Source organism: Streptomyces sp. NPDC001093 (genome assembly GCF_040298985.1).
GTDB lineage: Bacteria > Actinomycetota > Actinomycetes > Streptomycetales > Streptomycetaceae > Streptomyces.
In genome coordinates, this window is sequence record NZ_JBEPBF010000156.1 from 1 (window position 1) to 21,344 (window position 21,344).

Consider the following 21,344-nt stretch of genomic DNA (forward strand, 5'->3'; position numbering starts at 1 on the left):
TACCTCGACCAGCGCGAGATCCCTCGCCTGAAGTCCTGGCGAACCCTGGGCAGTTGACTCCGCCGACACCAAGATCCCCGACAGAGTCAAGCTAGGAGCTGGGCGGGCTCTCAGTTGATGCGAGTTCCTGCGCCGCTGACACGGACGCGCGGGTCATCCGCGCGCAGCGTCACCGTGAGCTCGCCAGGGCGGCCGAGGTCTTCGCCCTGATGCAGGGTGAGGACAGTGTCCTCGGGGACCAGGCCGAGTTCACGGGCGTACGCACCGAACGCGGCGGCCGCGGCGCCGGTTGCCGGGTCCTCGACGACGCCGCCGACGGGGAACGGGTTACGTACATGGAAGACGGTGGCCGACTCCCGCCACACCAGCTGGAGCGTGGTCAGGTCCAAGCGGTGCATCAGGGCTTCGAGGCGTGCGAAGTCGTACGCAAGATCCGCGAGGCGCGCGCGTGTCGCCGCCGCGAGCACGAGATGGCGGGCACCGGCGTACGCGACACGGGGCGGGAAGGCCGGGTCGAGATCGGCGGCTGGCCAGCCGAGCGCGGCGAGCGCCTCTGTGAGGTCGGCGTCGGCGATCTCCTCGATGCGCGGCTCGACACTGGTGAGTGTGGCCCTGACAGTCCCGCTCTCCTCGGCCACCTCCACCGGCACGGCGCCGGCGCGCGTCGCGAAGACCAGTTCCCCGGGGCCTATCCGCTCGGCGAGGGCGATGGCGGCCGCGACGGTGGCGTGCCCGCAGAACGGCACCTCGGCCCTGGGGCTGAAGTAACGGATGCTGTACGCCCGCCCCTCCTGGCCGCCGAGGCCCTGCGGAGGCGCTGTCAGGAATGCGGACTCCGAGTATCCAAGGTCGGCGGCGATGGCCAGCATGTCGCTGTCGTCCAGGGCGGTGGCGTCCAAAACCACGCCGGCCGGGTTTCCGCCATCGGGGGCGCTGGAGAAGGCGGTGTATCGCAGCACCTCGGGCCGCGGCGCATTCGTCGTCATGCTCGTAGCAACGAGAGCCGGCCAGCGGTTATTTCACAGGAGCCGCCGAATCGAGGACCTGCGCGCGCGGCGGACTCCGGCCGGAATCAGTGACGGGCAGATCGGCCCTTCGCATCTACCGGGTCTGTCTCGCTCGCTCATACAGTCGGGCGCGAAGGAGGGCCTCAGCCCTACAGCCGAGTGCCGCCCCGATGAGTCCGTGACGCCACGCGGCGCGTCCTACGCCTGTATGTGTGGCCGGGCTCGAACGGCGAGAACGACGTCGGCAAAGCCTCGGCTCAACGTAGTCGGGTCAGCCGCAGGCTGGCTGTCGACCGGTCCGGGTGGAAGGTGACACCGTACTCCCGGGCGAACCGATTGGCCTCGGTGACAGAACCGCCCATCGAGCGCAGGTAGAAGGCGTAGGCCACCGACTCGATCTGCTCGGGGTTCAGGTAGAGCACCCACCGGCTGCCTAACTGGCGCGCGGAGCGCACCTTCTCCTCCAGGCCGTCGGCCGGCGGTACACACAGCCGGGCACCGAGGCGCACATACAGGCGCAGCGCGTCCATCTCCGAGCGGCGCAGCTCGACCAGCCGCTCGCCGTCAGCCGGCCCGCCGGGCCGGCGGTCGGGGGCGGGACTGGCCTCGGTGTAGGCCAGTGCATCCCGGCCGTGCCCCGTCAGCCGGGCCGCCCATACAACGGGTCCGCCCTCATACACGGACAACTCCGCGCGCATCTCCCGGCCGGCCAGCTCCACCAAGCCCTGCCCCGCAGCACTCCCCACCGCCTTGTGATGGTCTGGGCGCAGCATGCCGAGCAGCACCCACCTGTGCTCGGCCGCCTCCTCATGGTCGCGCAAAGCCCGCAGCGCCTCGAGGAAGATCTTCCTGCTGGGCATACCGCTCTCCCCCGCTCTGACTGCTGGACGCTGACGAGCCGACAGTAGGAGCCCATCCGGCAGGTTCGGGGGCGAATCCGGGGAAAGATCACCAGCAATGAGGTGCCGGCCCCGGCGCCCGGCACGGGCGGAGGTGCGGGCCGGAGGTCAGCGGGCCCGGGTCACGGTGACAGGCACGTCCGAACAGCTGCTCAGGACTTCAGCGAGCGCCGCCTGCTCGCCGGCATCGACGCTCAAGCCCCAGCGGGTCTTGTCCGCCACCCAGTCGGTGACATAGGCGCAGCGATAGCCGACAGCCGGCGGCAGCCACGTGGACGGGTCCTGGTCCGCCTTCGAGCGGTTCGAGGCGGCCGACACCGCGATCAGCGCTCGGTCGTCACCCAGGTCATTGGCGTAGGCCTCCCGCTCCTTCGCCGTCCACGCGTAGGCACCGGAGTCCCAGGCCTCGGCCAGCGGGACCAGGTGGTCGATGTCCAAACCCTTCGGGCCGTCGATGTAGCGGTCGTCGTAGGGCGAGTACCACTCTCCCCCGCTCAGCGTGCACTTCGGCCCCTGCACCGGGGCCACGACCGCTTCGGCCTTCAGCACCTCCGCCCGGGTGTTGCAGCCGTCCTTGTCCGCGTCGATCCAGTGCCTGAACTTCGAACGCTCATAACCGGTACGGTCCTCGGCGCGCACCGGGAGCTGGGCCAGGAGGTCACGTACGGGAGCGGTGACGGTTTCACCGGGTGCGGCGGCCGCTGAGGCGCCGTGCGCGGCGGTCGCCGGGACTCTGCTTGGCCGTCGCCTTCGCCACCAGCAGCACGGCCACGAGGCCGATGCCGATGAGGACGTAGCCGGAGGTGGTGAGCGCTCCGAGAGTGCCCAGCACCGCGACGCCGAGGGCCGAGCCGGCCTGGCGGATCCCGTTGAGCGCGCCCTGGCTGGTTGCGGCGTACTCCGGTGGGGCGGAGACGGCCATGGCTGCGGCGGCGCCGGGGATGGACAGGGTGCCGGTCGCGGCGAGGGTCAGCTCGGCGGCGAGGATCAGCGGCAGCGGCGGGTGGTGGCCCACCGCGAAGGCCAGCAGCACACCGGAGACGACGGAGGCCGACATCCCGGTGAGCAGGATCGGGCGGGGGCCGTGGCGGGCGACGAGCCGGCCGGTGAAGAACGGCATGACACAGACGGGGAAGGTGATCGGCAGCGAGGCGAGACCGGCCTTGAACGGGGTCAGGTGGTAGGTGTGCTGCAGCCACACCGCGAACATGTACATCCCGCCGAAGTAGGCGAAGCAGGACACCGCGGCGGCGACCAACGCGGCCCGTACCTTCGGCAGGGCCAGCAGGGCCGGCGGCAGGACCGGGGAGGCCACCCGGCGCTCCACGAGGGCGACGGCGGCGAAGGAGACCAGCGCGGCCGTGATGGGGATCAGGGCCCACGGCGAGTCCCAGCCGTCGATGCCGGCCTCGACGAGGCCGAAGGTGAGCAGACCGAGTCCGGCGGTGGACAGGGCGAGGCCGGGGCGGTCCAGGGCGCGGGCGGCACGCACCGGCGGTACGGGCAGCCGGCGGGCGAGGAGCAGTGCGGCCAGCGCGATCGGCGGGTTGACGAGGAACACCAGTCTCCAGCCGCCGAGTTCGACCAGAGCACCGCCGAGCACGGGTCCGGCGGCGGCTCCCAGACCGCTGAGGGCGGTCCAGGCACCGATGGCGCGGGTGCGGCCGGCGGGGTCGGGGTTCAGGTGGATCAGCAGCGCCAGGGAGGCGGGCACCAGGCCGGCACCCGCGGCACCGAGCAGCGCGCGGCCGGCGATGAGGGCGCCGGCGTCGGGCGCAAGGGCGCACACCACGGACAGGGCGGCGAACAGGCCGAGTGCGGTGGCGTACACGCGCCGGGCACCCCACCGGTCGGCGATGACGCCGCCGGCGAGCAGCAGCCCGGCGAAGACGACGGTGTAGGCGTCGACGGCCCAGGGCAGTGCGGCGGCGGCCGGGTGCAGGGACTTCTGCACATCGGGTACGGCCACGTTGAGGATCGAGGTGTCGAGCAGGACGAGCAGGTTCCCGGTGGCGATGCCGGCGAACGTCAGCTTGGAGTGGAGCTTGTACGGGGTGGGCGCCTCCGGCGCGGCGACGCCGGAGGGGCGGGAGAGGGGGCCGGCTGTAGTCATGGCTGCAGCGTGTCCCGACGGCCCCCGGGCCTGCGACGCCGTAAATCCGATACCTCCATCGGAAACTCCGATGGAGGTTATGCTCCTGGCGTGGACTCCCGCTATCTGCGTGCTCTCGTCGCGGTCGCCGACCATGGCGGTATCTCCGCCGCCGCGCAGGCTTTGGGATACGCACAGTCCAGCCTCAGCGCCCAGATCAAGCGGCTGGAGGCGGATCTCGGGGTGAGCGTGCTGGTACGCGCGGGCACCGGGGCGGTGCTCACGGAGGCCGGCGCCCGGCTGCTGCCGCACGCCCGCGAGGCCCTGGAACTGGAGGAGCGGATGCGCCGGGCGGCGCGCGGTGACCGGCCGCGGCTGCGGATCGGGGCGCAGGAGTCGCTGGCGCACGTGTGGATGCCGGATGTGCTGGCCGCGCTGGAGTACGGAGCGGGCAGCACGGACGGCGGCGCGGACGTAGTGCTGACGGTCGCCAACCGGCGGACGCTGGAACAGGCTTTCGCCGCCGGTGAGTTGGACCTGACCTTCCAGTACGACAACGGCATCCGGGCATTCGGCCCCCATGCGGTCGTCGGGCACGACCGGACGGTGCTGGTGGCGGCACCGAGCCATCCGCTGGCCCGCCAGGAGGTCGTGACGCCCGAGGAGATGCTGCGTTACGACTTCCTGGTGGCGGAGCCCGGGTGCACCTCGGAGATGCTGGTGGACCGCTTCGGCAAGGACCTGCTGGCCGGGGCCCAACTGGCAATGATCCAGGGTTCCTTGTCGGCGCTGCTGCGGCTGACCGGGCACGGGCACGGGGTGTCGCTGCTGCCGGAGCTGGCGGTCAGCCGGGAACTGCAGGAGGGAGAACTGATCGAACTCCGGCCGGCCGGGCGGATCCGCCCGGTCAGTATCGTCGCCCAGTGGCAGCCGCGGCTGGGTCCGGCCGAGCGCTCCCTGCGTGCCCTTCTCGACGTGGCCCGCCGAGCCGATCCGCTGCCCGAGGTGACACGCGCGGTGGGCACCGCACGGGCTTCCTGACCGGATGGCGCGCTCACCCCGCCGGCGGGCTCGGCTTGCCGGATGCCGCCGCCCGCACCGCCCCTACGAGCGCAAGGCCGCGCACTTCCTCGCCTTCGCCGGCGTCGCCGCCACCCTCATCTGCTGTCGCAGGCTCGGCGGCCTCGCACCGCGGTAATTCGATGGCGCGCGCGAAACGATGTGTCCACCCTGGCCCCCGTGGCAGAACCCAAATACCAGATTCGAGCCCTGCACACCGACTTCACCGTCACTGTCTACCAGGCGTACGCCCCGGAGATTGGCCTGCCCGCGGCCCGGGAGGGCCGTTTCCCGGCGGTGTGGCAGCGGGACCGTATGACGTGGGTCATCATGGCGCGTTCACAACCTCCAACAGTGCCATGCACCTGAACCCTGACCCGCATCAACTCCCGCGGGCGGGGCCGCGCAAGGGCCGATCACGGCTACGTGACTGATCTGTACGGAACAAACCCTGGTCGGTTGGACGGTCGAACCCCGCGTCGGTGCCGCTGCCTCGTCGGAAACACGGATGCGCCGACAGCGCTTGGCGGCTACAACGGCATGTTCACAGCCCCATCCGTGGTCGTAAGATCCTCCACTGGTGGTCGACACAGCTTGTGGGGGCGGACTTGGAGAGACCGGACGACCGCATCGCATCCGTCCTGCGCTTCGCTGCGGAGCTCGCCGCCTGGGTGGCAACTCCCTGGGCCTTGTCCAAGTACTCGTGGCTGCTTGCCGTCTTGGCGGTGGTGGTACTGATCGGCCTCCCGACCGTCTTCTCCACTCCTGGAGACAAGGCGCAGGTGATCATCCCTGTCTCGGGTACGGTCACGATCCTGCTCGTGGTGCTCCAGCTCGCCGCTGCCGCGATCGCCGCATGGGCGGCTTGGCCCATCTATGCGGCAGTCCTCGTCTCTCTCCTCGTGGCCGCCACCCTCGTCACGGAACGTCGACGCTGGCAGTGGCTGCTCTCCACGGACCGGCACACCGGCTGAGCTGCTGAGGGGTGGCACCGGAGTGCGTTCGCTCTCCGAGCAGGCCCGCCACTTCCCGGCCGCTCCCTATCCTTCGGCGAAGTAGGTATACGGCGCCACCGAGACTCCTTCGCAGACCGTGCGTTCGTCGTCCTCGCCGGCCTCCGGGTCGAGGTCGCCCGCCCACAACGAATGCATGGACCACACGGAGAAGCCGGCGTGGAAGTCGTGGCCGATGTCCGAGGGTGTGCTCGAGTGCCCCACGGCGTGGAGGTCCGCGACGACGTCATCCAGAAAGCGATGGGTCAGCTGAACCCCGTTGTAGTGCGCTTCGGCATCGCCGTCTTCGCCGCTGTAGCCGATCTCGACAAGTTCGACCGTCTCGTCAGCCGCGTAGGTGATCACCAGTGTGGGTGAGGCGGTGTAGACGGCCCGCTGTCCGCCTGGGCCGTGATACGGAGACCCGACGCGCTCCTCAACCTGCGAGCGCGGATCGCCGATCCTGACGAGGGCCACGCCTTGTCCTGGAATGATCTCCATGTTGACCATCCTGCCAGCCAGGACAACCACTCGGGAGTCCGCGGAGAGATCAGAGCGCCGCCGCTGCGTCCGGCAAAGGGCTGTGAGCGAGGCTTGACCTGAGTCATCAAGCCGCATCGGCACCCTCTTTCCGCGGCTGCACGACGGCGGGAACAGGAAGGCGGACACGCCCACCGGTGAGCGGCACGGGTGGGCGTGCTGGCACGTCACCGGCTTGCTGTGCCGAGCAGGCGTCCATCGGTCGGGCCTGCGTCGTTGCCTACGGGGTGTGCGTTTCGGCCCCATCTCCACGGCACAAGCTGGAGGACGCCGAACGCCACCTCGACGCTGAAGAACACCCACAGGAGCCGCGACACACCGTGGGCCAGTGCGTACGCCTGCCATGTCGCGAACAGGGCACGCGCGATGCCGTCGAACAGCCCGTGCTCCGGCAGCGGCCCGACGATGCGCAGAACGGCCCAGACGACCACCACCGAGCCCATCAGATTGGCGAACAGGATCTGCCACGGGTCGAGTTCGGGCAGAGCGCCGAGCCCGAGTGCGTTGCCGCACGACGACAGCGCGTCGTGTACCAGGGCGTAGGTCCACGGAGTTGCGAATCCGGCTGTGACGGCCAGGTCGTACCAAGCGCTCGCGCGTACGACGTGAAGGTAGGCGGGATGCGAGGGTGCGCGAAGACGGCTCACGGTGAGGCTCCTGCTGGTTTCGTGACGGCGACGCCTCACGCTAAACAGTGGAGTATGCTCCAAGGTCAAGCCCGGCAGCCTACGGAGGGGCATGCGCATCGGTGAGCTTGCCGCGCAGGCAGGCATGACCAGAGACACGATCCGCTTCTACGAGAAGGTCGGGCTTGTCGCAGGTCGGCGTCTACCCAACGGGTATCGCGACTTCCCGCCCGAGACGGGGGCCTGGCTGCACTACATCCGCACTGCGCAGGCACTCGGATTCTCCCTGGCGGAGATCGCACGGACCGGCGAGAAACTGCGCGAAGCGCCGGACACAGCGGAAGCGCTGTCCACGCTCTTCGAGGAGAAGATTCAGGTCATCGACAACCGTATCGCCGAACTGACCACGCTGCGGGCCGACCTGGCCGCGCGCGTCGGCACCGGATGTCCACTGCGAGCGGCCGACCGGCCCGCCGGAGCCGAAGTCAGAAGCGATCCCATTCCCACCGGTGTGCGTCGACCGAACAGGTCTGCCGATCGCCAAGGGCATGCACGGGAATGATCGAGAGTGCAGGGGTTCCAGGTCTCCGTAGAGGGCGGCGTGGAGTGCGGCGGCGAGTTCTTCTCTGAACTACCGAGGGCGTCCCGTGATCAGGTGACTGGATGGTCAGTCCTGAGGAAGGGGCCGGTATTGGGCCCGAGAACAGCCCCAATGACGCGGGTGTTAGTTTCCTTCCCGTGTTAAGACACCAGGACGAGACCAGGGCGGCCTATGACGGGGTCGTCGACCTGTACGCGTCGATGTTCGCCAATCGGTTGGAGACGCAGCCGTTCGCGCGGAACATGATCGGCACCTTCGCCGAGCTCGTGCGTGCCACGGGGAACCTGCGGGTAGCCGACGTCGGGTGCGGCCCCGGTCATCTAACGGCCATGCTGCACGACTTGGGGCTGGACGCCTTCGGGCTCGACCTCTCCCCGGCCATGGTCGCCCACGCCCGGCGGGCCCAGCCGGCGCTGCGGTTCGACGTAGCGCGAATGGAGGCCCTGCCGATTGAGGACGGTGCACTCGGCGGAGTGCTGGCCCACTACTCGATGATCCATACCCCACCTGGGGAATTGCCCGCGCTGCTTGCCGAGCAGGTGCGTGTCCTGGCACCAGGGGGCCTGCTCCTGGTGTCCTTCTTCGCGACCGAGGGACCGGAGCCGGTCCGCTTCGACCATAAGGTGACGCCCGCCTATAGCTGGCCGGCGGACCGGTTCGCCGAGCTGCTGGCCGGAGCCGGCCTCGTCACGTTCGCCCGGCTGCTCCACGACCCAGCAACCGAGCGGGGCTTCCTCGACACCCACTTGCTGGCCCGCCGCCCGTAGAGCGTGCCCCGTGGCCCAGGACGGGTCGGTGGAAATCATCCGTGTGGATGAGGCTCGGCTAACTTGAAGATCCTTTTGCCGTACTGATTCGCGTCGCGATCTGGCTGAAGTGGGGCATGCCGAGATCGATCACTTGGCGTTGACGGACTTGCTCTGCATCGAGCTGGGTGAGCTTCTCCTCTGCGCTGGCGAGGCTGACTTGGAGCCCTTCGATCTCACCGAGCCATCCCTCCTGTTCTGCTTCGGTGATTCGAGGGGTCTGATGCAGATTCGGGTGACGGGTTGACCCGCCCCACGGTTTGGGTTCCAGCATCCCGCTCGCCGTCGCCGTGTCAGGTGCGAACATGCACGACAGTCTCGCCCTCAAGCCGCTCATCCTCGACATCCCCGCAGTCCGGTCCCGCCGGGGACCACGGCGGCGCCGGCCCGTCAAACTCCACGCGGACAAGGCGTACTTCTCCGCCGAACACCTCATCTGGCTGCGCGAGCGTGGGCTCGTCGCGCGCATCGCGCGGCCAGGCATCGAGTCCGGCGAACGCCACGGTCGGCACCGCTGGAAGATCGAGCGGTCGATCGCTTGGCTCTTCGGCTACCGCCGCCTGACCATCCGATACGAACGAAAGGGCTCGCACTTCCTCGCCTTCCTCGGCCTGGCCGCTGCCCTGACCTGCTACAAGAAGCTCGCGAAACTTGCCACGTGAGACGCCCTCTCAGTGCCGATCGTGTCCGAGACCGCCTGTCGGTGCGCCCATCCGCAACCTTCAGCCAAGGAGAGGTCATCGCCATCGACTACGAACAGTACTTGTTGAGTGTCGCGAGCTACGACCCGCAGAACCACGCCGAAGTCAAGGACCTGATCAATCGGCGGCTCACACTCAAGATCCGCTACGAGTCCTTGTACGGCGGAGAGGACTACACAATCGTCCTACGCCCGATGCGTTGAACGGGTTACATCGCGTCATGCCGGAGATCATTCTGTTAGAGCTGTTAGGGCCAGTAAACCGACCACGCGACGTAGCCAAACTACTGAGCACCACCAACAGGCTTGAATCCGCCCTTCGGGTGGCTTGATTTCATCGTGGACACAGTCGGAAAGGCCCATTTCAGGCCAAAAAGGCGACGATAAGACGTTGGCGAATAAGAGAGTCAGCTTTGGTCGCAGCTGTCCGCCGCTGTTAAGATCTTCCCATGGGACCCTTGGAACCGAAGGTAAACGACCTCATCATTGCGGCTATTTGTTTCGCAGTGGTCTTTTTCACATTCGCAAGATTCTTGGTGCCGCGCATTACCAAGGTACTCGAGGCCCGGCAAGACGCCATCGAGGGCACCATCGAGCGCTCTGAAGCCGTCTACGCACAGGCACGACAGATTCAAGCCGAGTATCAGGCCGAGCTTTCCGAGGCACGCCACGAGGCTGCCCGCATCCGGCAGACCGCAGCCGAGGAGGGCACTCTCCTCATCCAGCAGGTTCGGACCGAGGGCCAGCGGCAGCGCGACGAGCTCGTGGCATCGGCCACAGCCCAGTTGGAGGCCGATCGTATCGTCGCCGCGGCGGCACTGCGTGAGGATGTGTTCAAGCTGGCCAAGGATCTGGCCGAGCGAATCCTGGGCGAGCCGATCGTGGACGAACGTCGGGCGAGGGAAATCACAGATGACTTCTTCGCTGAATTGGACGCTGACGCCCCGACAAAGGCATAATTCATTTGACCATTGCCTGTATAGGTGGTGGTGCGCACAGTCTCACATGGCTCAGACTTTCGTCTGGGCCTTTTTGCGTTCAGTCGACCGTGACCGTTGGGTTCCCTCGGTGCTCTGCCGGGCAACTGTGCCGGTCTGCGCCACAACTCCGCCGGTCGTACTGCCTGGTGGTTGTCGGCCGTTCGAATGATGCTTCCTTGCAGTGGTCACGGAGAACTCGTGACCAGAGGCACCGATAAGGAGCTGAAAATGGCTGATGAGTACTCGCTCGACGCGGCAAGCATCAACATCTCGTACCCGGCCGGCGTTGTCACGCCGAATGACGCAAACAAGGGTGACAAGGACTTCGCCCTCGCCCACTGGGGCGAGGACCACAAGGACGACCGCGACTGGTAAGTCGGCCGTTGGCGATTGAAGTACTGAACTTGATTGAGTGATGTCGGTCAGCCGTCTGTGATCAGGCTGGTGCCGGCGAGGCTGGATCCAGGACCAGCAGCCTTCGGAGCGGTACTGGACTACGCTGCCCCAGGCTCGGCCTAGTCACCGGGGCAGGCCCGCCTGGGGGGTGGTCTACCTGATATCACGTCAACGATCCGTGGATGCACGTCTGCTGGTTCGCCGGACAGGTGCCTTGCTTGGACTTGTAGCTGCCGCGGCGGGCGCCCTGGCTGCAGTTCTGTTGTCGCCTTTCCTCCTGCAGGATTTCTCCCGCTCCAAGGGCGTGGACTGGAACCAGCTGAGTCAGATCGGTGCGGCCTACGGCTTCACGTCGGCAATCGTCTCGGCGCTGGCGCTGACCGGAGTCGCCGCCTCACTGATCGTCCAGAACCGACAGGCCAGGGCCGACCAGGTCCAGGCGATCCGTAGTTACTACCTCGAACTGGTCCGCATGGAACTCGACGACATGCCGCTCTACCAGCCCTGTTGGGGCGACATGGACATCGCCGATCCTCACGAGCAGAAGCGGCACGTCTACGCCGATCTGATGATGAACTACGCGTGGATGGGCTTCGAAGTCGGGACCATTCCCGAGAGCCTGCTGCGGGACATGCTCGCCGGGATGTTCACCGGAGAGGCTGGGCGAACCTACTGGATCAGGTCCCGCACCTCCTGGATCGCCAGCGCGTCAGGAAGCCGTCGCGGGCGTCAATTCCTGACCATCGTGGCGGAGGAGCACGATCGCGCTGCCGCCGCCGGGCCACCGACTCGCTCAACCGTGACATCCAGCCCGCCTGGCAGCGCCTCTTCGGCGACATCGCGCGCGTGGCGCACGCCAGTGGGCATCGTGATCGGCCTGGGCGCCGGCTTGGCGGCCGGATCGGTCCTGCGAAGCCGACGCAACTGAACTGGATGGGGTGATGCCCAGCGGTGTGCCTGACGGCGGCCGGGCCGTTCCGGTAGCCCTGACGTGTGAGATATGCGCAGGGCGGCGGGTTGACCGACGCCGGGAGGGCCGCGCGGGAGCGGGTCCGGCTGCAGGCCGTGGAACGGTTCGAGGGCGGGCAGAAGAACCGGGAGATCGCTGCCGCCTTGCGGGTCAGCGAGCGGTCCGTGGAACGGTGGCGACGTCAGTGGCGCGAGCGGGGCGAGGCCGGTGTGGCGTCGAAGGGATCACCGGGGCGACCGAGGCTCAGCGAGAAGCAGATCGCCAGATTGGAACGGGAGTTGGAGCGCGGACCGCTGGCTCACGGCTGGGCCGACCAGCGGTGGACGCTGGCGCGGATCAAGACGCTGATCGGGCGTTTGTTCCACGTCTCCTACACGGTGGAGGGCACGTGGCGGCTGCTGAGGCGCCACGGCTGGTCCTGGCAGCAGCCAGCCCGGCGGGCGATCGAGCGCGATGACGGGGCCGTCGAGGTGTGGAGGAAGGAGACGTGGTCGCTGGTAAGACAACAGCGGCGGAGCGCGACGCCTGGGTGGTCTTCGAGGACGAAGCCGGGCAGTCGATGACGCCGCCGCGAGCCAGGACCTGGGGCCACAAGGGCAGCACGCCCGTCGTGCGGGTACGCGGCCGGGGCTCGGGCCGCGTGTCCGTGGCCGGGCTCACGTGCTACAAGCCGGGGCAGCGGTTCCGGATGTTCTACTCGGTTCGTGAGTACCGGGGCCGCAAGGGCGAGCCGAAGGGCATCGGCTGGCGTGACCTGCGGGACCTGCTGATCAGGGCGCACATCCAGCTCAGCGGGCCGATCGTGCTCGTCTGGGACAACCTGCGCATGCACCTGGCCGAACCCCTGCGCGAGTTCATCGCCAACAACGCCGACTGGCTTACTGTCTTCCAACTGCCGAGCTATTCGCCAGACTTGAATCCGCAAGAGGGCATCTGGTCGCTGGTCAAGCGCGACATCGGCAACTTCGCCGCAGCCGACCTCGGCCAGATCACGAGGGCCGTCAAGCGGAAGCTCAAGCAGATCCAGTACCGCCCGGACCTGGTGGACGGCTGCCTGGCCGGCACCGGCCTGATCCTGGACGGCTGACCGACATCACGAATTCAAGTTCAGTAGCCGACCGTCCCAAGTTCGGGAAGAAATACGAAGGGGATGAGACGCCGGAACAGGAAATCACCATGAGGACTGGTGACTTCCTCTACCTTCCTCGCGGTGTCGTCCACGCGGCTTCGTCGAACGATGAGGCATCGATCCACCTCACCATCGGTGCTCACCAGACTCGCTGGGCCTCGGTGCTCCAGAGCGCCATGATCGAGCTGTTCGACGAGGAGGAGCGGGTCTGTTGCACCCACCTGAGGCGGAAAACTGCAGTCCAGCTCTCGGTGGGCCAACCCGCGTTGAGGGGGTGCGGGACCGCCCGTCGCCCCCGGACCTGAGATCGAAGCCGAACTCGCACTCCCGATCTTGCCCGTGCGAGCCTGGATCCCAGCGGGGCATGCCCGAGAATGCAAGAAGGGAACACGAGTGTCGTTTGCTGCCGGAGAGCCCGATTCCGTGGGTGAGGCCAGGCCGAGTACCCACCAGCCGCCACTCCTTGTTGCGGCAGTTGCGAGGCGGGGCGATGAAGTCCTCGTTGTACGCCAGTACGGCCCGGACGGCCCGGATACAACGTGGGCCCTTCCGGGAGGCCGTTGCGAGCCAGGAGAGTTGGTGCTGGAGGCCCTCCGGAGAGAAGTCATGGAGGAGACCGGACTTCACGTCGGGCAAGTGACCACGCTGGCCTACTGCGCTCAGCTCGACAATCCGACGCCGCACCATCGAGACCCCTACGAAATCCCCGCTCCTGGGACGACTGCGACCGTTCTCGCCTTCGAAGTGACGGTGGCGGACGATACGCTTATCGTTGCGGACCCCGACGGATTCGTGAACCGCGCCGAGTGGGTGCCCGCAGCGAAAGCGGCCCGGCTGCTGGAGCAGCATCCGTTCGTCTTCACCGGTCTGCCGGCAGCCTCACGAGTCGTCGCACCTCCCAGTGCCCCACCCCAGATTTGGCAGCTTCGGCGCGACGCGAGCGGGGCCGACAGGGTCTGTTCCGGCCCCGATTCACTGACTGATCTGCACTGACAAGCTGAGGCCGGGGTCGGTCAGTTCAGTGACCGACCCCTCGCCTCGCTCGGCGCGCTGTCCGACACGCAGGACGCTCCGACAACGGCGTGATGCTCGGTCGCCCAGCCATGTGCGGATGCGCTCGGAGATGGCGTCGAGCAGGGGCACGCGAACATTGCGGTCGAGACTCCGACACGGTGACTGCGAGCGAAGGGGATCGGTGAAGCCGTCCCCGTCCCATGGGCTCGGGGAGTCCGATGCAGCCCGAATGGCACCCTCAAGTGAGCAACGCACCGCCCACGGATGATCATGTGATCGTGGAGGCACAGGTGCGTGACTACGGGTTTTCGCCGGCTCAGCAGGACGAGATCTGGAGACTCTGGCGTGAGGGGCAGTCGCGGGAACGCTGGCGCGCCCTGGTCACGTACCGCCGTGCCCGGGTCGGAGGCACTCCCTGACGCCGCCGCCCCGTCCGGGTCGCCCGCTCAGCCGGCTTTCGCCTGCGCAGGCAGCGCGCACACTGACGCGGTCGGACAGGCGATACTGGCCCTATGGCCGTCATGTCTCCCCGTTCGCCCGTTCCCGACGCCGCCCAGGTGCTACGGGCCCGGTACACCCACCGGCTGCCGGCCCGCCTGGAGGACTTGACCGGCCCCGCGCAAGGCACCATCGACCTGCCGTTGCACGTCGTCTGGTCCGGGCGCCGCTCCTACGACCTGACCAGCCTCAAGTCCCGGATCAGCCTGTACCGCACCGTCCTGGCCGAGGGACAGCGCCGGGACCTGGAGGTCTTTCTCAACCGGGACCTTCTGATCAGCCAGTGGCCCATCCTGCGCACCTTGATCAGCCGCTTCATCCGCGACGCGTGGGAGGACGCCTTCCCCGAGCTGGCCAATGCGAAGGCCCCGTGAAACTGACCCGCCTGCACCGCCGCCTCCTCGCCGACGTTCTCGCCATTGGCACCCCGTACCCGCTGGTCATCACCGGCGGGTACGCCGTGCAGGCCCACGGCCTGGTCGACCGGCTCTCCCAGGATCTGGACGTCGCCACCGAGAATCCCACCCCGATGGATCAGATCATCCGTACCATCCGCGCCGGCCTCACTGATCGCGGCTGGACCGTGCGCGAGATCGAGACCGACCCGCTCTCCGGCCGCCTCATCGTCACCGACCCGGCCACAGGCGAGGACTGCGAAGTCGACATCCTCAAAGAAGCCTTCTGAGCCCCGCCCGCCGCCACCGAGTACGGCCCGGTCCTCGCCCTCGACGACGTGATCGGCACCAAGGTCCGGGCCCTGGCGGAGCGTGGCGCGGTCCGCGACCTCATCGACGTCCACGCCGCTTCCCGTCACCGCACCACCGCCGACCTGGAGGCACTCGGCCGCCGCCATGCCCGCGCCGAGTTCAGCCTCAGTGACCTGCGCGACCGCCTCGTCGGCGCGGAATGGTGGGACGACGCCGACTACGCCGGCTACGGCCTCAGCCCTGACCAGGTCGCGGAACTGCGCGACTGGGCTCTCGCATGGGCGAGTGATCTCGACACCCGCCTGCACGCCGAGGAAGATCCCGACAACTGACCCTCGGACACCGGGAATGCTGAGCCCGGGCTACTCCGCGGGTCAGAAGCCTGGTGCCGCGCTCGTTCCCGGCGCCGACACCCTGCGTGGCCTCGAAACTGCTCGTGACCTGCGCGCCGAGAGCCACGACATCGACATCACCGAGGCCGAAGCCGTCCTAGATGATCAATTCCAAGGGGTGCCTGCGGAGGGTGCCGGGGCGGGCGGTCAGGCATCGAGGTCGACTTCGGGGTGCGTGAACCGCACGGGCTTGCCCAGCGACCGGCCGTAGGCGATTTCGGCTCGGGTGCTGTCTCCGATGTAGTCGCCGACTAAAGCGCCTGAGTTCGCGATTTCTGAGGCGCTGGTACCACGAACTTGGCCCCTGCCGCCCGGGCTTCCCGGCCGTGGGCGGCTCGGTTCCGACGGATTCGAGGTCGAATTCTTGGCGTCGGTCATGGGGCCGGAGCGAGACGGTCAGTGAAGCTCGCAGCCGCGGAGCGTCACGGAGTCCACGTAGGTTCCGAAGCTCGATCGCCGGTTACCGAAAGGTCACATTCGGGGCAGTATGGCTCCGTCCTGCCAGCGGTAGAGGTCGCGCAGCAGGGAAATCTCGGCGCCGTGATGGATCAGCTCCCTGTTGACGTGCAGGACCCTGTTCTCCATGGGAAACCGCTCGGGACCCACCGTGGGCGGATTGTCCAGGTCAGCATCTGAGAGCTTGCGGACCCCCGCGTTCCATCTCCCATACATCTCATCGAGCTGTTTCAGCGCCTCGTCAGCGGTCCCCGCGTAGGGGAATGTCTGGGAGTCGACGTCCTGGCCGCCGAAGTACCATCCGACCCGATAGCCCAGGCACGAGACGACGATGTGTGCCAGCCGCCAGGCAATCGTGGTCACCGGCGCTGGCACCGGGGCAGGGGACGCGGAGTCCATCGTCCATTCCCCCGAGCCTTCCGATATCGGTGCGGCCGACGTGCCACGTGGGCGGATGCTCCAGCAGCCGCGCACGGGCTCCCAGAAGTACTCCTCGTCGGTAAGACCCTCCAGCCGTGGCCGCAGGTTCTTGTGCCAGTACCAGTCCAGTTGCTCCGCGAGCTGATCGCTTCTTGTCATTTCCGCACACTTGTCCTGTCTCATTCAATCGAGTCGTTTTCTCAACGAACCGAGTCGTTCGGGCTTCTGTCCCAGCGAACCTAATCGCGCGACTGAGGACGCTGGGGGTGCTGGACGGCTGTACCGGCTGGGGCGGATCACGCGGGTCCGTGCATCGAGTCGTCGTACGTGGACGCGGTGTGCGGGCGCCGTCGCCGTCCGCTGCGGGACTGTGTGACGGGCCGGTTCGAGGATGTCGATCCGCTGCGTACGGCCCGCTGGTCGCACGGTGAGCGTCACTTCCGGGCTGGGACTGGGCGGCGACGACCGGACGGCACGTCGGCTTCGAGTCGTGGCTGGAGCGGGACCGACTGCTGCTGATGGACTTCGATCCGAGCATGTTCCTTCTTCCAGGCCCCGGCCGCGGCGGTCTGTCGTGGAGCCGGTGTATTCCGCGACGAGGCGTGCGGGACGACGACGCTGCCGTGGTCGCAGACGATCGACACACTGCGACGGGCATGGTCGACATCGCTACCAGGTCGATCACCGCAGCGGTGCTGCGGCCCTCCACGAAGGCCGCACAACGGCGATGTCAGCATCGACGCCACCGGCCCGCCGCCGCCCCGCATCCCACTCCGCGGACCACGTGACATACCCGCCGGGCGCCCACCGCCGGCCGACACCGGTTGAGCCGATCCGCACGGAACAACTCCACCTCACCCCACAGGCAGCAGCGCGAGCCTTGCTCACAGCGGCGCTTTCCCGCCCGCCCTCAGACCTTTCGCACAGCCCAGAAACGCAGAGATCCCGTCCGATCGAAATGATCGGACGGGTACAACTGCCGGACTCTGGAAGCCCGCTGCTCGCGGCCGCGCCGCACCACTACCTCGACATCGCCACCCGCGTGCCCTGGCAGTACACCGGCGTCGCGGGCGAGGTCACCAACTGCCGGTCGGGGTGACGCTGCGCCTAGCGTCCGCTGACCCGTCGGCCGCGGTGAACCGGCGTCCGTTCCTGCCCAAAAGCGGGGTCCCACCTCGTCGAAGGCAGACGCCCGCCCGCGCTCACAGCAGTCCGGGCCGCTGCCACTCTTCACCAAGGACGTGGTGGTCGAGGAAGTTCAGGAACGCTTCGTACCAGACCTGGATGTGGCCCGGTGAGAGGATCCAGTGGTTCTCGTCCGGGAAGTACAGGTACTTCGCAGGCACCTCGAACCGCTGCAGATCCTGGAAGAGCGCGGCGCCCTGGCCGACCGGCACGCGGTAGTCCTTCGCGCCGTGGATGACCAGCATCGGCGTACGGATCTTCGCGGCGTCCAGGTACGGGGAGTGCGCCTCGTACCGCTCGGGCCGGGTCACCGGGTCCCCGAAGATGCACTGGAAGTACCAGGGGGCATCGGTGTCGCCCTGGAAGGACCGCAGGTCCCACAAGCCGGCGTGGCTCACGATCGCCTTGAACCGATCGGTGCTCGTGGCGACCCGGTTGGCCATGTAGCCGCCGTAGGAGCCGCCCCCGAGCGCGGTGCGCGCGGCATCGATGTCGTCACGGGCCTCGGTTGCGTCGGTCAGCGCCATCACGTCCGTGTACGGGACCCCGCCCCACTGCCCCCAGCCGCGCCGGTGGCCCTGCTGACCGTAGCCGGTCGACAGGGCCGGGTCGGGCAGCAGCACCGCGTAGCCGCGAGCCGCGAACGGCCACGGGTTCCACCGCCAGGTCCAGCCGTTCCAGCTGCCCTGCGGCCCGCCGTGCACGGCGACGAGCAGCGGCGCGGGGTTCTCGGCCGACGCGCCCTCGGGCAGCACGAGCCAGCCGCGCAACCGGTACCCGTCCGCCGCGTTGGCGTGCACCTCGGTGAGGGTGCCCGGCAGCGCGTCGAACGCACCGGGGGCCGGCAGCTCGACCGGCGTCTGGTCGGCGACGCCGGCCTCGAACCTGACCGGCCGCGGCGGCGAGTCGATCGCGTTGCGCAGCGCGTACAGCGTCCGCCCGTCGGGGGCCACGCAGAGCGAGCCGTACGCGCCCGAGGCGGTGAGCCGGGTCACGGTGCCGTCCGCGTCCCGCCGGAAGACGGGCCCGTGACCCTCCACATCGGCCATGAAGAAGAGGGCGTCGTCGACCGTCGAACAGACAGCACCGACGGGCCAGTGGTCGAACCCGGGCAGCAGATCGACGGCCTCGCCGCCGTCCACGCCGACCCGGACGAGTGTCATGTCCATCGACTCGTCGTAAGTCGGCCACGTCATCCGCGAGCACACGACCGCCGAGCCGTCGTGCGTGAACACCGGCGCCTCGTAGAGGTGCTCCACATCGCCCAGGACGAAGACCTCCTCGCCGGTGGCCGCGTGTGCCACCACCACGGCGGTGCGGTTCTCGGCGGGCACCCGGCCGGGTACGAACCGGGTGTAGGCCACTCGCGTCCCGTCGGGCGACAGCGCCACGTCCCCGGGGTTCTCGAGGCCGACGCCCTGCCCGCCGGCGTCGACCAAGGCGCCCTCGGCCCCCGCGCGCATGAAGGTGTGCTGTTCCTCGGGTCCGAGATCGCGGTCCCAGGCGCGGGTCGGCCCGGCCTCGTACAGGATCGCGGTGACCTTGGCGTCCTTGCGCGCCGTGCGCAGCTTGCCGTGCGCGTCGGCGTCGGCGGCCCCGGGCAGCAGCCCGGCGGTGTGGGCCAGCGCGCCGGAGTCCCGGGCGACGGTGAACGCGGTGATCCCGCCCGGGTGCCGGGCCACGACGGCGGCCTCTCCACGCCCGGGCAGCGCCCACAGCGCGGCACCCTCGTGCTTGTCCTCCGCACTGTCGTCCTCACGTTCCGACAGGAAGTACAGCACCCCGTCCGGGCCGAACGCGGGCCCGGACTCGCCCTTCCCCGACCGGGTCAGGCGCACCGCCTCGCGCTCCCCAGCCGGATCGATCTCCCACAGCCCGGACACGAACCTGGTCCGGTCCTCTGACAGAGTCTGCACGGCGGCGACGAGACGGCCACCGTCGGCGGACAGCGCAAGGGAGTTGACGCGAGGCTGGGCGAGGAACGCGGGCAGGTCGTGGAAGGCGGTCGTGCCACCGGGGATCGCAGACATGCGGACGATTCTTGCTCGCGACGGAGGCGGTGAACAGCGGATTACGGGCGCCGCCCGCCAGGGGTGCCTGCCGCCCGTCCGGCGAAGCTCAGAGGTCCCGTCCGATCGAAGTGATCGGACGGGATCCCGTCAACCGCCTGCGAGCTGACTCGTGAACGGCGCCTCCGATCACAGCAACACGTTCAGACCGCTGCACGCGCCCGACGCTCACGAACGCCCCCTCCAGGGGCGCGGCCCGACTCGTTGAGCGGCGATGTCTGGCTCGGTCCACAGCCGTAACCTCAGCCGAGCTGCTTCAAGTTGGTGCGGGATCGGCGAACACGGTGCGACGACGCTCCCTGCAGTCTGTCTCGACCGACCGAGCCCACGCGTCTCACTCAATCCAGTCCATGCAGGTCAGCAGCATGCGGCCGACTAACTTCATTGAGACAGGACAACACTACATACAACGGAGACCTGGCTGCGCCCCTCGCGGACGCCGTCACCGGCCGTCTACGGGGTGTCCTCCTGGTCTTGGTCGGACAAAGGGTCAGGGTGGAATGGCCGGGTGTAGCGCAGTCCGGTGTCGGGGGTGATGTTGAATACCGCGCATAGGTGTTGCGGGTCGGCGCCGGTGACGGCGGCCTCTTCGAGGATTCGGTCCTCGCGAAGTCGTCGTGCGGTGACGGGGAGATCCTTGAGCAGGGGCTGCATCCAGCCGATGGTCACCGGCGTGCGAGAGTGCGCGGTCTGCGAGCTGATGAACAGGTGGGGGTTGCGGGTGTGTGGCCAGCGTGCGTTCCGGAGTTGGATGTAGTCGGCGGCGGCCCGGCGAGTAAAGGCATCCAGGGGATGGTCGATGTCGCCGAACGAGAGCCGGCCGCCGGTGAAGTCGACGGCAGCCAAGGGCAACTCGCGGGCCTGGTGGGGGTAGAGCGCATGAACGCCGATGAGGGCGATCAGTAGCTTGAGGGCGGGGTCGGTGTCGGCAGCCGCGGCGAGAGTTTTGATCGCCTCGGGGCTCAGTGGCGTGGGCACCGAGGTGGGCTTCGCTCCCAAGCGCAGGCCGCGTGCGGGATTGACGAACAGCAACCGTTGGCTCTTAGTGGGCGGTTCGTAAGGCGATGTCCATTTCTGGCTGAGGTGGGGGCAAGGACGCTGGTGGAGGTTGTGTCGGCTATTGCTTCCTGGCGAAGTTGCCGGTGCCGGCCTCGGTGAGGATGCCGAGTTTGACCAGGCGTTTCAGCTTGGCGCGGGTGCCCTCGACGTTTTTCGCCAGCAGTTCGTGGCCGAGGGCTGCGCAGACGTCCTTGGCTCGTAGCGGTCCGGTCGCGTGGTTGAAGGCGGCGAGGATGCGGGGGTAGTCCGGGTGCTCGGGCAGCTCTGGCGCGACGGCCGGGAGCCGGTCGGCGAGGCCGGTGACGGTCTTGCGGGTGATCGCGAGGTGCTCCAAGTGCGTCTCGGCCTCCCGCAACCGGGTCTGCAGGTCGTCGATCTGTGCGCGGAGGTCGTCGGCCAGGGCCCGGGCGGCTTCTTCCTGGAGGTCCAGGGCATCGAGCAGCGGCCGGATGTTCACGCTGCCACCGCCTGCGCCGTGCGCCAGGTGGGGGCGTTCGCGCCGGTGAGGCGTCGGGTCATGACGTGGGTCATCGCCCAGTAGACGCGGGAGGCGGAGGAGGAGGGGCGGTGCTCGTAGTCGCGGACCAGGCGCCGGTGCAGTATCAGGATCCCGTAGGTCTGCTCGACCCTCCACCGCTTCGGCTGCGGCACGAACCCCTTGTACTGCGGGTTGCGTGCGACGATCTCGACGTCAATTCCCAGGCCGACGCCGTGCATGACGACCTGGTTCTTGAAGCCCTGGTCGAC

At 68.3% G+C, this 21,344-nt stretch carries 27 protein-coding genes and 2 pseudogenes; 17 read left to right on the forward strand and 12 right to left on the reverse strand.

What is annotated here, in order from left to right; all coding sequences use genetic code 11:
* Positions 1-110 precede the first annotated feature (110 nt).
* The 4 genes from ABT288_RS43500 to ABT288_RS43515 all read right to left on the reverse strand — a co-directional run bounded on the left by ABT288_RS43500 (position 111) and on the right by ABT288_RS43515 (position 4,019).
* Positions 111-986, reverse strand: coding sequence for a PhzF family phenazine biosynthesis protein (locus ABT288_RS43500; RefSeq protein ID WP_351620636.1), 876 nt, complete (start codon positions 984-986; stop codon positions 111-113).
* A gap of 278 nt (positions 987-1,264) precedes the next feature.
* On the reverse strand, positions 1,265-1,867 hold the full coding sequence (locus ABT288_RS43505) for a DUF6417 family protein (protein ID WP_351620639.1): 603 nt from the start codon (positions 1,865-1,867) through the stop codon (positions 1,265-1,267).
* A 147-nt stretch (positions 1,868-2,014) separates the two neighbouring features.
* On the reverse strand, positions 2,015-2,560 hold the full coding sequence (locus tag ABT288_RS43510; protein ID WP_351620690.1) for an HNH endonuclease family protein: 546 nt from the start codon (positions 2,558-2,560) through the stop codon (positions 2,015-2,017).
* A gap of 28 nt (positions 2,561-2,588) precedes the next feature.
* On the reverse strand, positions 2,589-4,019 hold the full coding sequence (locus ABT288_RS43515) for an MFS transporter (RefSeq protein WP_351620642.1): 1,431 nt from the start codon (positions 4,017-4,019) through the stop codon (positions 2,589-2,591).
* A gap of 90 nt (positions 4,020-4,109) precedes the next feature.
* On the opposite strand from ABT288_RS43515, the gene ABT288_RS43520 reads away from it, so the two are divergent.
* The 4 genes from ABT288_RS43520 (at position 4,110) to ABT288_RS43535 (ending at position 6,031) form a co-directional block, all read left to right on the forward strand.
* On the forward strand, positions 4,110-5,039 hold the full coding sequence (locus ABT288_RS43520; RefSeq protein ID WP_351620645.1) for a LysR family transcriptional regulator: 930 nt from the start codon (positions 4,110-4,112) through the stop codon (positions 5,037-5,039).
* Positions 5,040-5,043: 4 nt separating this feature from the next.
* On the forward strand, positions 5,044-5,196 hold the full coding sequence (locus ABT288_RS43525) for a hypothetical protein (RefSeq protein ID WP_502972976.1): 153 nt from the start codon (positions 5,044-5,046) through the stop codon (positions 5,194-5,196).
* Positions 5,197-5,237: 41 nt separating this feature from the next.
* A complete protein-coding gene (locus ABT288_RS43530) occupies positions 5,238-5,426 on the forward strand; it encodes a DUF4291 family protein (RefSeq protein ID WP_351620647.1) in 189 nt (62 codons plus the stop codon).
* Between the two features lie 239 nt (positions 5,427-5,665).
* Positions 5,666-6,031 (forward strand): hypothetical protein, encoded by a 366-nt coding sequence (locus tag ABT288_RS43535; protein ID WP_351620650.1) that lies wholly within the window; start codon positions 5,666-5,668, stop codon positions 6,029-6,031.
* 66 nt (positions 6,032-6,097) lie between these two features.
* Here the strand turns inward: ABT288_RS43535 and ABT288_RS43540 are convergent, their stop codons facing one another.
* Together ABT288_RS43540 and ABT288_RS43545 are read right to left on the reverse strand one after the other, a co-directional pair.
* Positions 6,098-6,559 carry a hypothetical protein gene (locus ABT288_RS43540; protein ID WP_351620653.1) on the reverse strand — a complete coding sequence of 154 codons (462 nt, stop codon included), beginning with the start codon at positions 6,557-6,559 and terminating at the stop codon, positions 6,098-6,100.
* Positions 6,560-6,756: 197 nt separating this feature from the next.
* Positions 6,757-7,236 (reverse strand): hypothetical protein, encoded by a 480-nt coding sequence (locus ABT288_RS43545; RefSeq protein ID WP_351620656.1) that lies wholly within the window; start codon positions 7,234-7,236, stop codon positions 6,757-6,759.
* A gap of 91 nt (positions 7,237-7,327) precedes the next feature.
* Between ABT288_RS43545 and ABT288_RS43550 the strand changes: the two genes are divergently transcribed.
* A complete protein-coding gene (locus ABT288_RS43550) occupies positions 7,328-7,777 on the forward strand; it encodes a MerR family transcriptional regulator (protein WP_351620659.1) in 450 nt (149 codons plus the stop codon).
* 176 nt (positions 7,778-7,953) lie between these two features.
* Entirely contained in the window at positions 7,954-8,583 is a 630-nt protein-coding gene (locus ABT288_RS43555) for a class I SAM-dependent methyltransferase (protein ID WP_351620662.1), read from the forward strand.
* Between the two features lie 58 nt (positions 8,584-8,641).
* Here ABT288_RS43555 and ABT288_RS43560 read toward each other — a convergent pair whose 3' ends face one another.
* The gene (locus tag ABT288_RS43560; protein ID WP_351620665.1) at positions 8,642-8,929 is read right to left on the reverse strand and encodes a hypothetical protein; all 288 of its coding nucleotides are present in this window, start codon (positions 8,927-8,929) and stop codon (positions 8,642-8,644) included.
* Between ABT288_RS43560 and ABT288_RS43565 the strand changes: the two genes are divergently transcribed.
* The 10 genes and pseudogenes from ABT288_RS43565 (at position 8,928) to ABT288_RS43615 (ending at position 15,348) form a co-directional block, all read left to right on the forward strand.
* Positions 8,928-9,284, forward strand: a complete 357-nt coding sequence (locus ABT288_RS43565; RefSeq protein ID WP_351620667.1) for a transposase — start codon at positions 8,928-8,930, stop codon at positions 9,282-9,284. The genes ABT288_RS43560 and ABT288_RS43565 overlap by 2 nt on opposite strands.
* Complete coding sequence (locus tag ABT288_RS43570; RefSeq protein ID WP_351620669.1) at positions 9,281-9,526, forward strand: hypothetical protein; 246 nt, start codon at positions 9,281-9,283, stop codon at positions 9,524-9,526. The genes ABT288_RS43565 and ABT288_RS43570 overlap by 4 nt, the downstream gene beginning before the upstream one ends.
* 245 nt (positions 9,527-9,771) lie before the next feature.
* A complete protein-coding gene (locus ABT288_RS43575; RefSeq protein WP_351620671.1) occupies positions 9,772-10,281 on the forward strand; it encodes a F0F1 ATP synthase subunit B in 510 nt (169 codons plus the stop codon).
* A 249-nt stretch (positions 10,282-10,530) separates the two neighbouring features.
* A complete protein-coding gene (locus ABT288_RS43580) occupies positions 10,531-10,677 on the forward strand; it encodes a hypothetical protein (protein WP_351620674.1) in 147 nt (48 codons plus the stop codon).
* A gap of 199 nt (positions 10,678-10,876) precedes the next feature.
* Positions 10,877-11,626, forward strand: coding sequence for a DUF6082 family protein (locus ABT288_RS43585; protein ID WP_351620677.1), 750 nt, complete (start codon positions 10,877-10,879; stop codon positions 11,624-11,626).
* A 65-nt stretch (positions 11,627-11,691) separates the two neighbouring features.
* A protein-coding gene (locus ABT288_RS50415; protein WP_502972977.1) for an IS630 family transposase occupies positions 11,692-12,755 on the forward strand; the annotation gives its coding sequence in 2 pieces (ribosomal slippage) (positions 11,692-12,139 and positions 12,139-12,755; 1,065 coding nt in all).
* Positions 12,756-12,760: 5 nt separating this feature from the next.
* Positions 12,761-13,102 carry a JmjC domain-containing protein gene (locus tag ABT288_RS43600; protein WP_351620695.1) on the forward strand — a complete coding sequence of 114 codons (342 nt, stop codon included), beginning with the start codon at positions 12,761-12,763 and terminating at the stop codon, positions 13,100-13,102.
* A 118-nt stretch (positions 13,103-13,220) separates the two neighbouring features.
* Entirely contained in the window at positions 13,221-13,790 is a 570-nt protein-coding gene (locus ABT288_RS43605; protein WP_351620698.1) for an NUDIX hydrolase, read from the forward strand.
* 533 nt (positions 13,791-14,323) lie between these two features.
* The gene (locus ABT288_RS43610) at positions 14,324-14,683 is read left to right on the forward strand and encodes a hypothetical protein (RefSeq protein ID WP_351620680.1); all 360 of its coding nucleotides are present in this window, start codon (positions 14,324-14,326) and stop codon (positions 14,681-14,683) included.
* Positions 14,680-15,348, forward strand: a pseudogene (locus tag ABT288_RS43615) (nucleotidyl transferase AbiEii/AbiGii toxin family protein). Before ABT288_RS43610 ends, ABT288_RS43615 begins: the two are co-directional and overlap by 4 nt.
* A 531-nt stretch (positions 15,349-15,879) precedes the next feature.
* On the opposite strand, the gene ABT288_RS43620 reads toward ABT288_RS43615, so the two are convergent.
* A complete protein-coding gene (locus ABT288_RS43620; protein WP_351620700.1) occupies positions 15,880-16,443 on the reverse strand; it encodes a DinB family protein in 564 nt (187 codons plus the stop codon).
* A 799-nt stretch (positions 16,444-17,242) separates the two neighbouring features.
* Here ABT288_RS43620 and ABT288_RS43625 point away from each other — a divergent pair.
* A complete protein-coding gene (locus ABT288_RS43625; protein WP_184892453.1) occupies positions 17,243-17,383 on the forward strand; it encodes a hypothetical protein in 141 nt (46 codons plus the stop codon).
* A 103-nt stretch (positions 17,384-17,486) separates the two neighbouring features.
* On the opposite strand, the gene ABT288_RS43630 is transcribed toward ABT288_RS43625, so the two are convergent.
* The 4 genes and pseudogenes from ABT288_RS43630 to ABT288_RS43645 form a co-directional block, all read right to left on the reverse strand.
* Entirely contained in the window at positions 17,487-19,499 is a 2,013-nt protein-coding gene (locus tag ABT288_RS43630; RefSeq protein WP_351620683.1) for a prolyl oligopeptidase family serine peptidase, read from the reverse strand.
* A 492-nt stretch (positions 19,500-19,991) separates the two neighbouring features.
* Complete coding sequence (locus tag ABT288_RS43635) at positions 19,992-20,570, reverse strand: site-specific integrase (protein WP_351620686.1); 579 nt, start codon at positions 20,568-20,570, stop codon at positions 19,992-19,994.
* A gap of 85 nt (positions 20,571-20,655) precedes the next feature.
* The gene (locus ABT288_RS43640; RefSeq protein ID WP_351620688.1) at positions 20,656-21,054 is read right to left on the reverse strand and encodes a hypothetical protein; all 399 of its coding nucleotides are present in this window, start codon (positions 21,052-21,054) and stop codon (positions 20,656-20,658) included.
* A pseudogene (locus ABT288_RS43645) lies at positions 21,051-21,344 on the reverse strand (IS5/IS1182 family transposase); the annotation flags it as partial. The gene ABT288_RS43640 and the pseudogene ABT288_RS43645, both read right to left, overlap by 4 nt.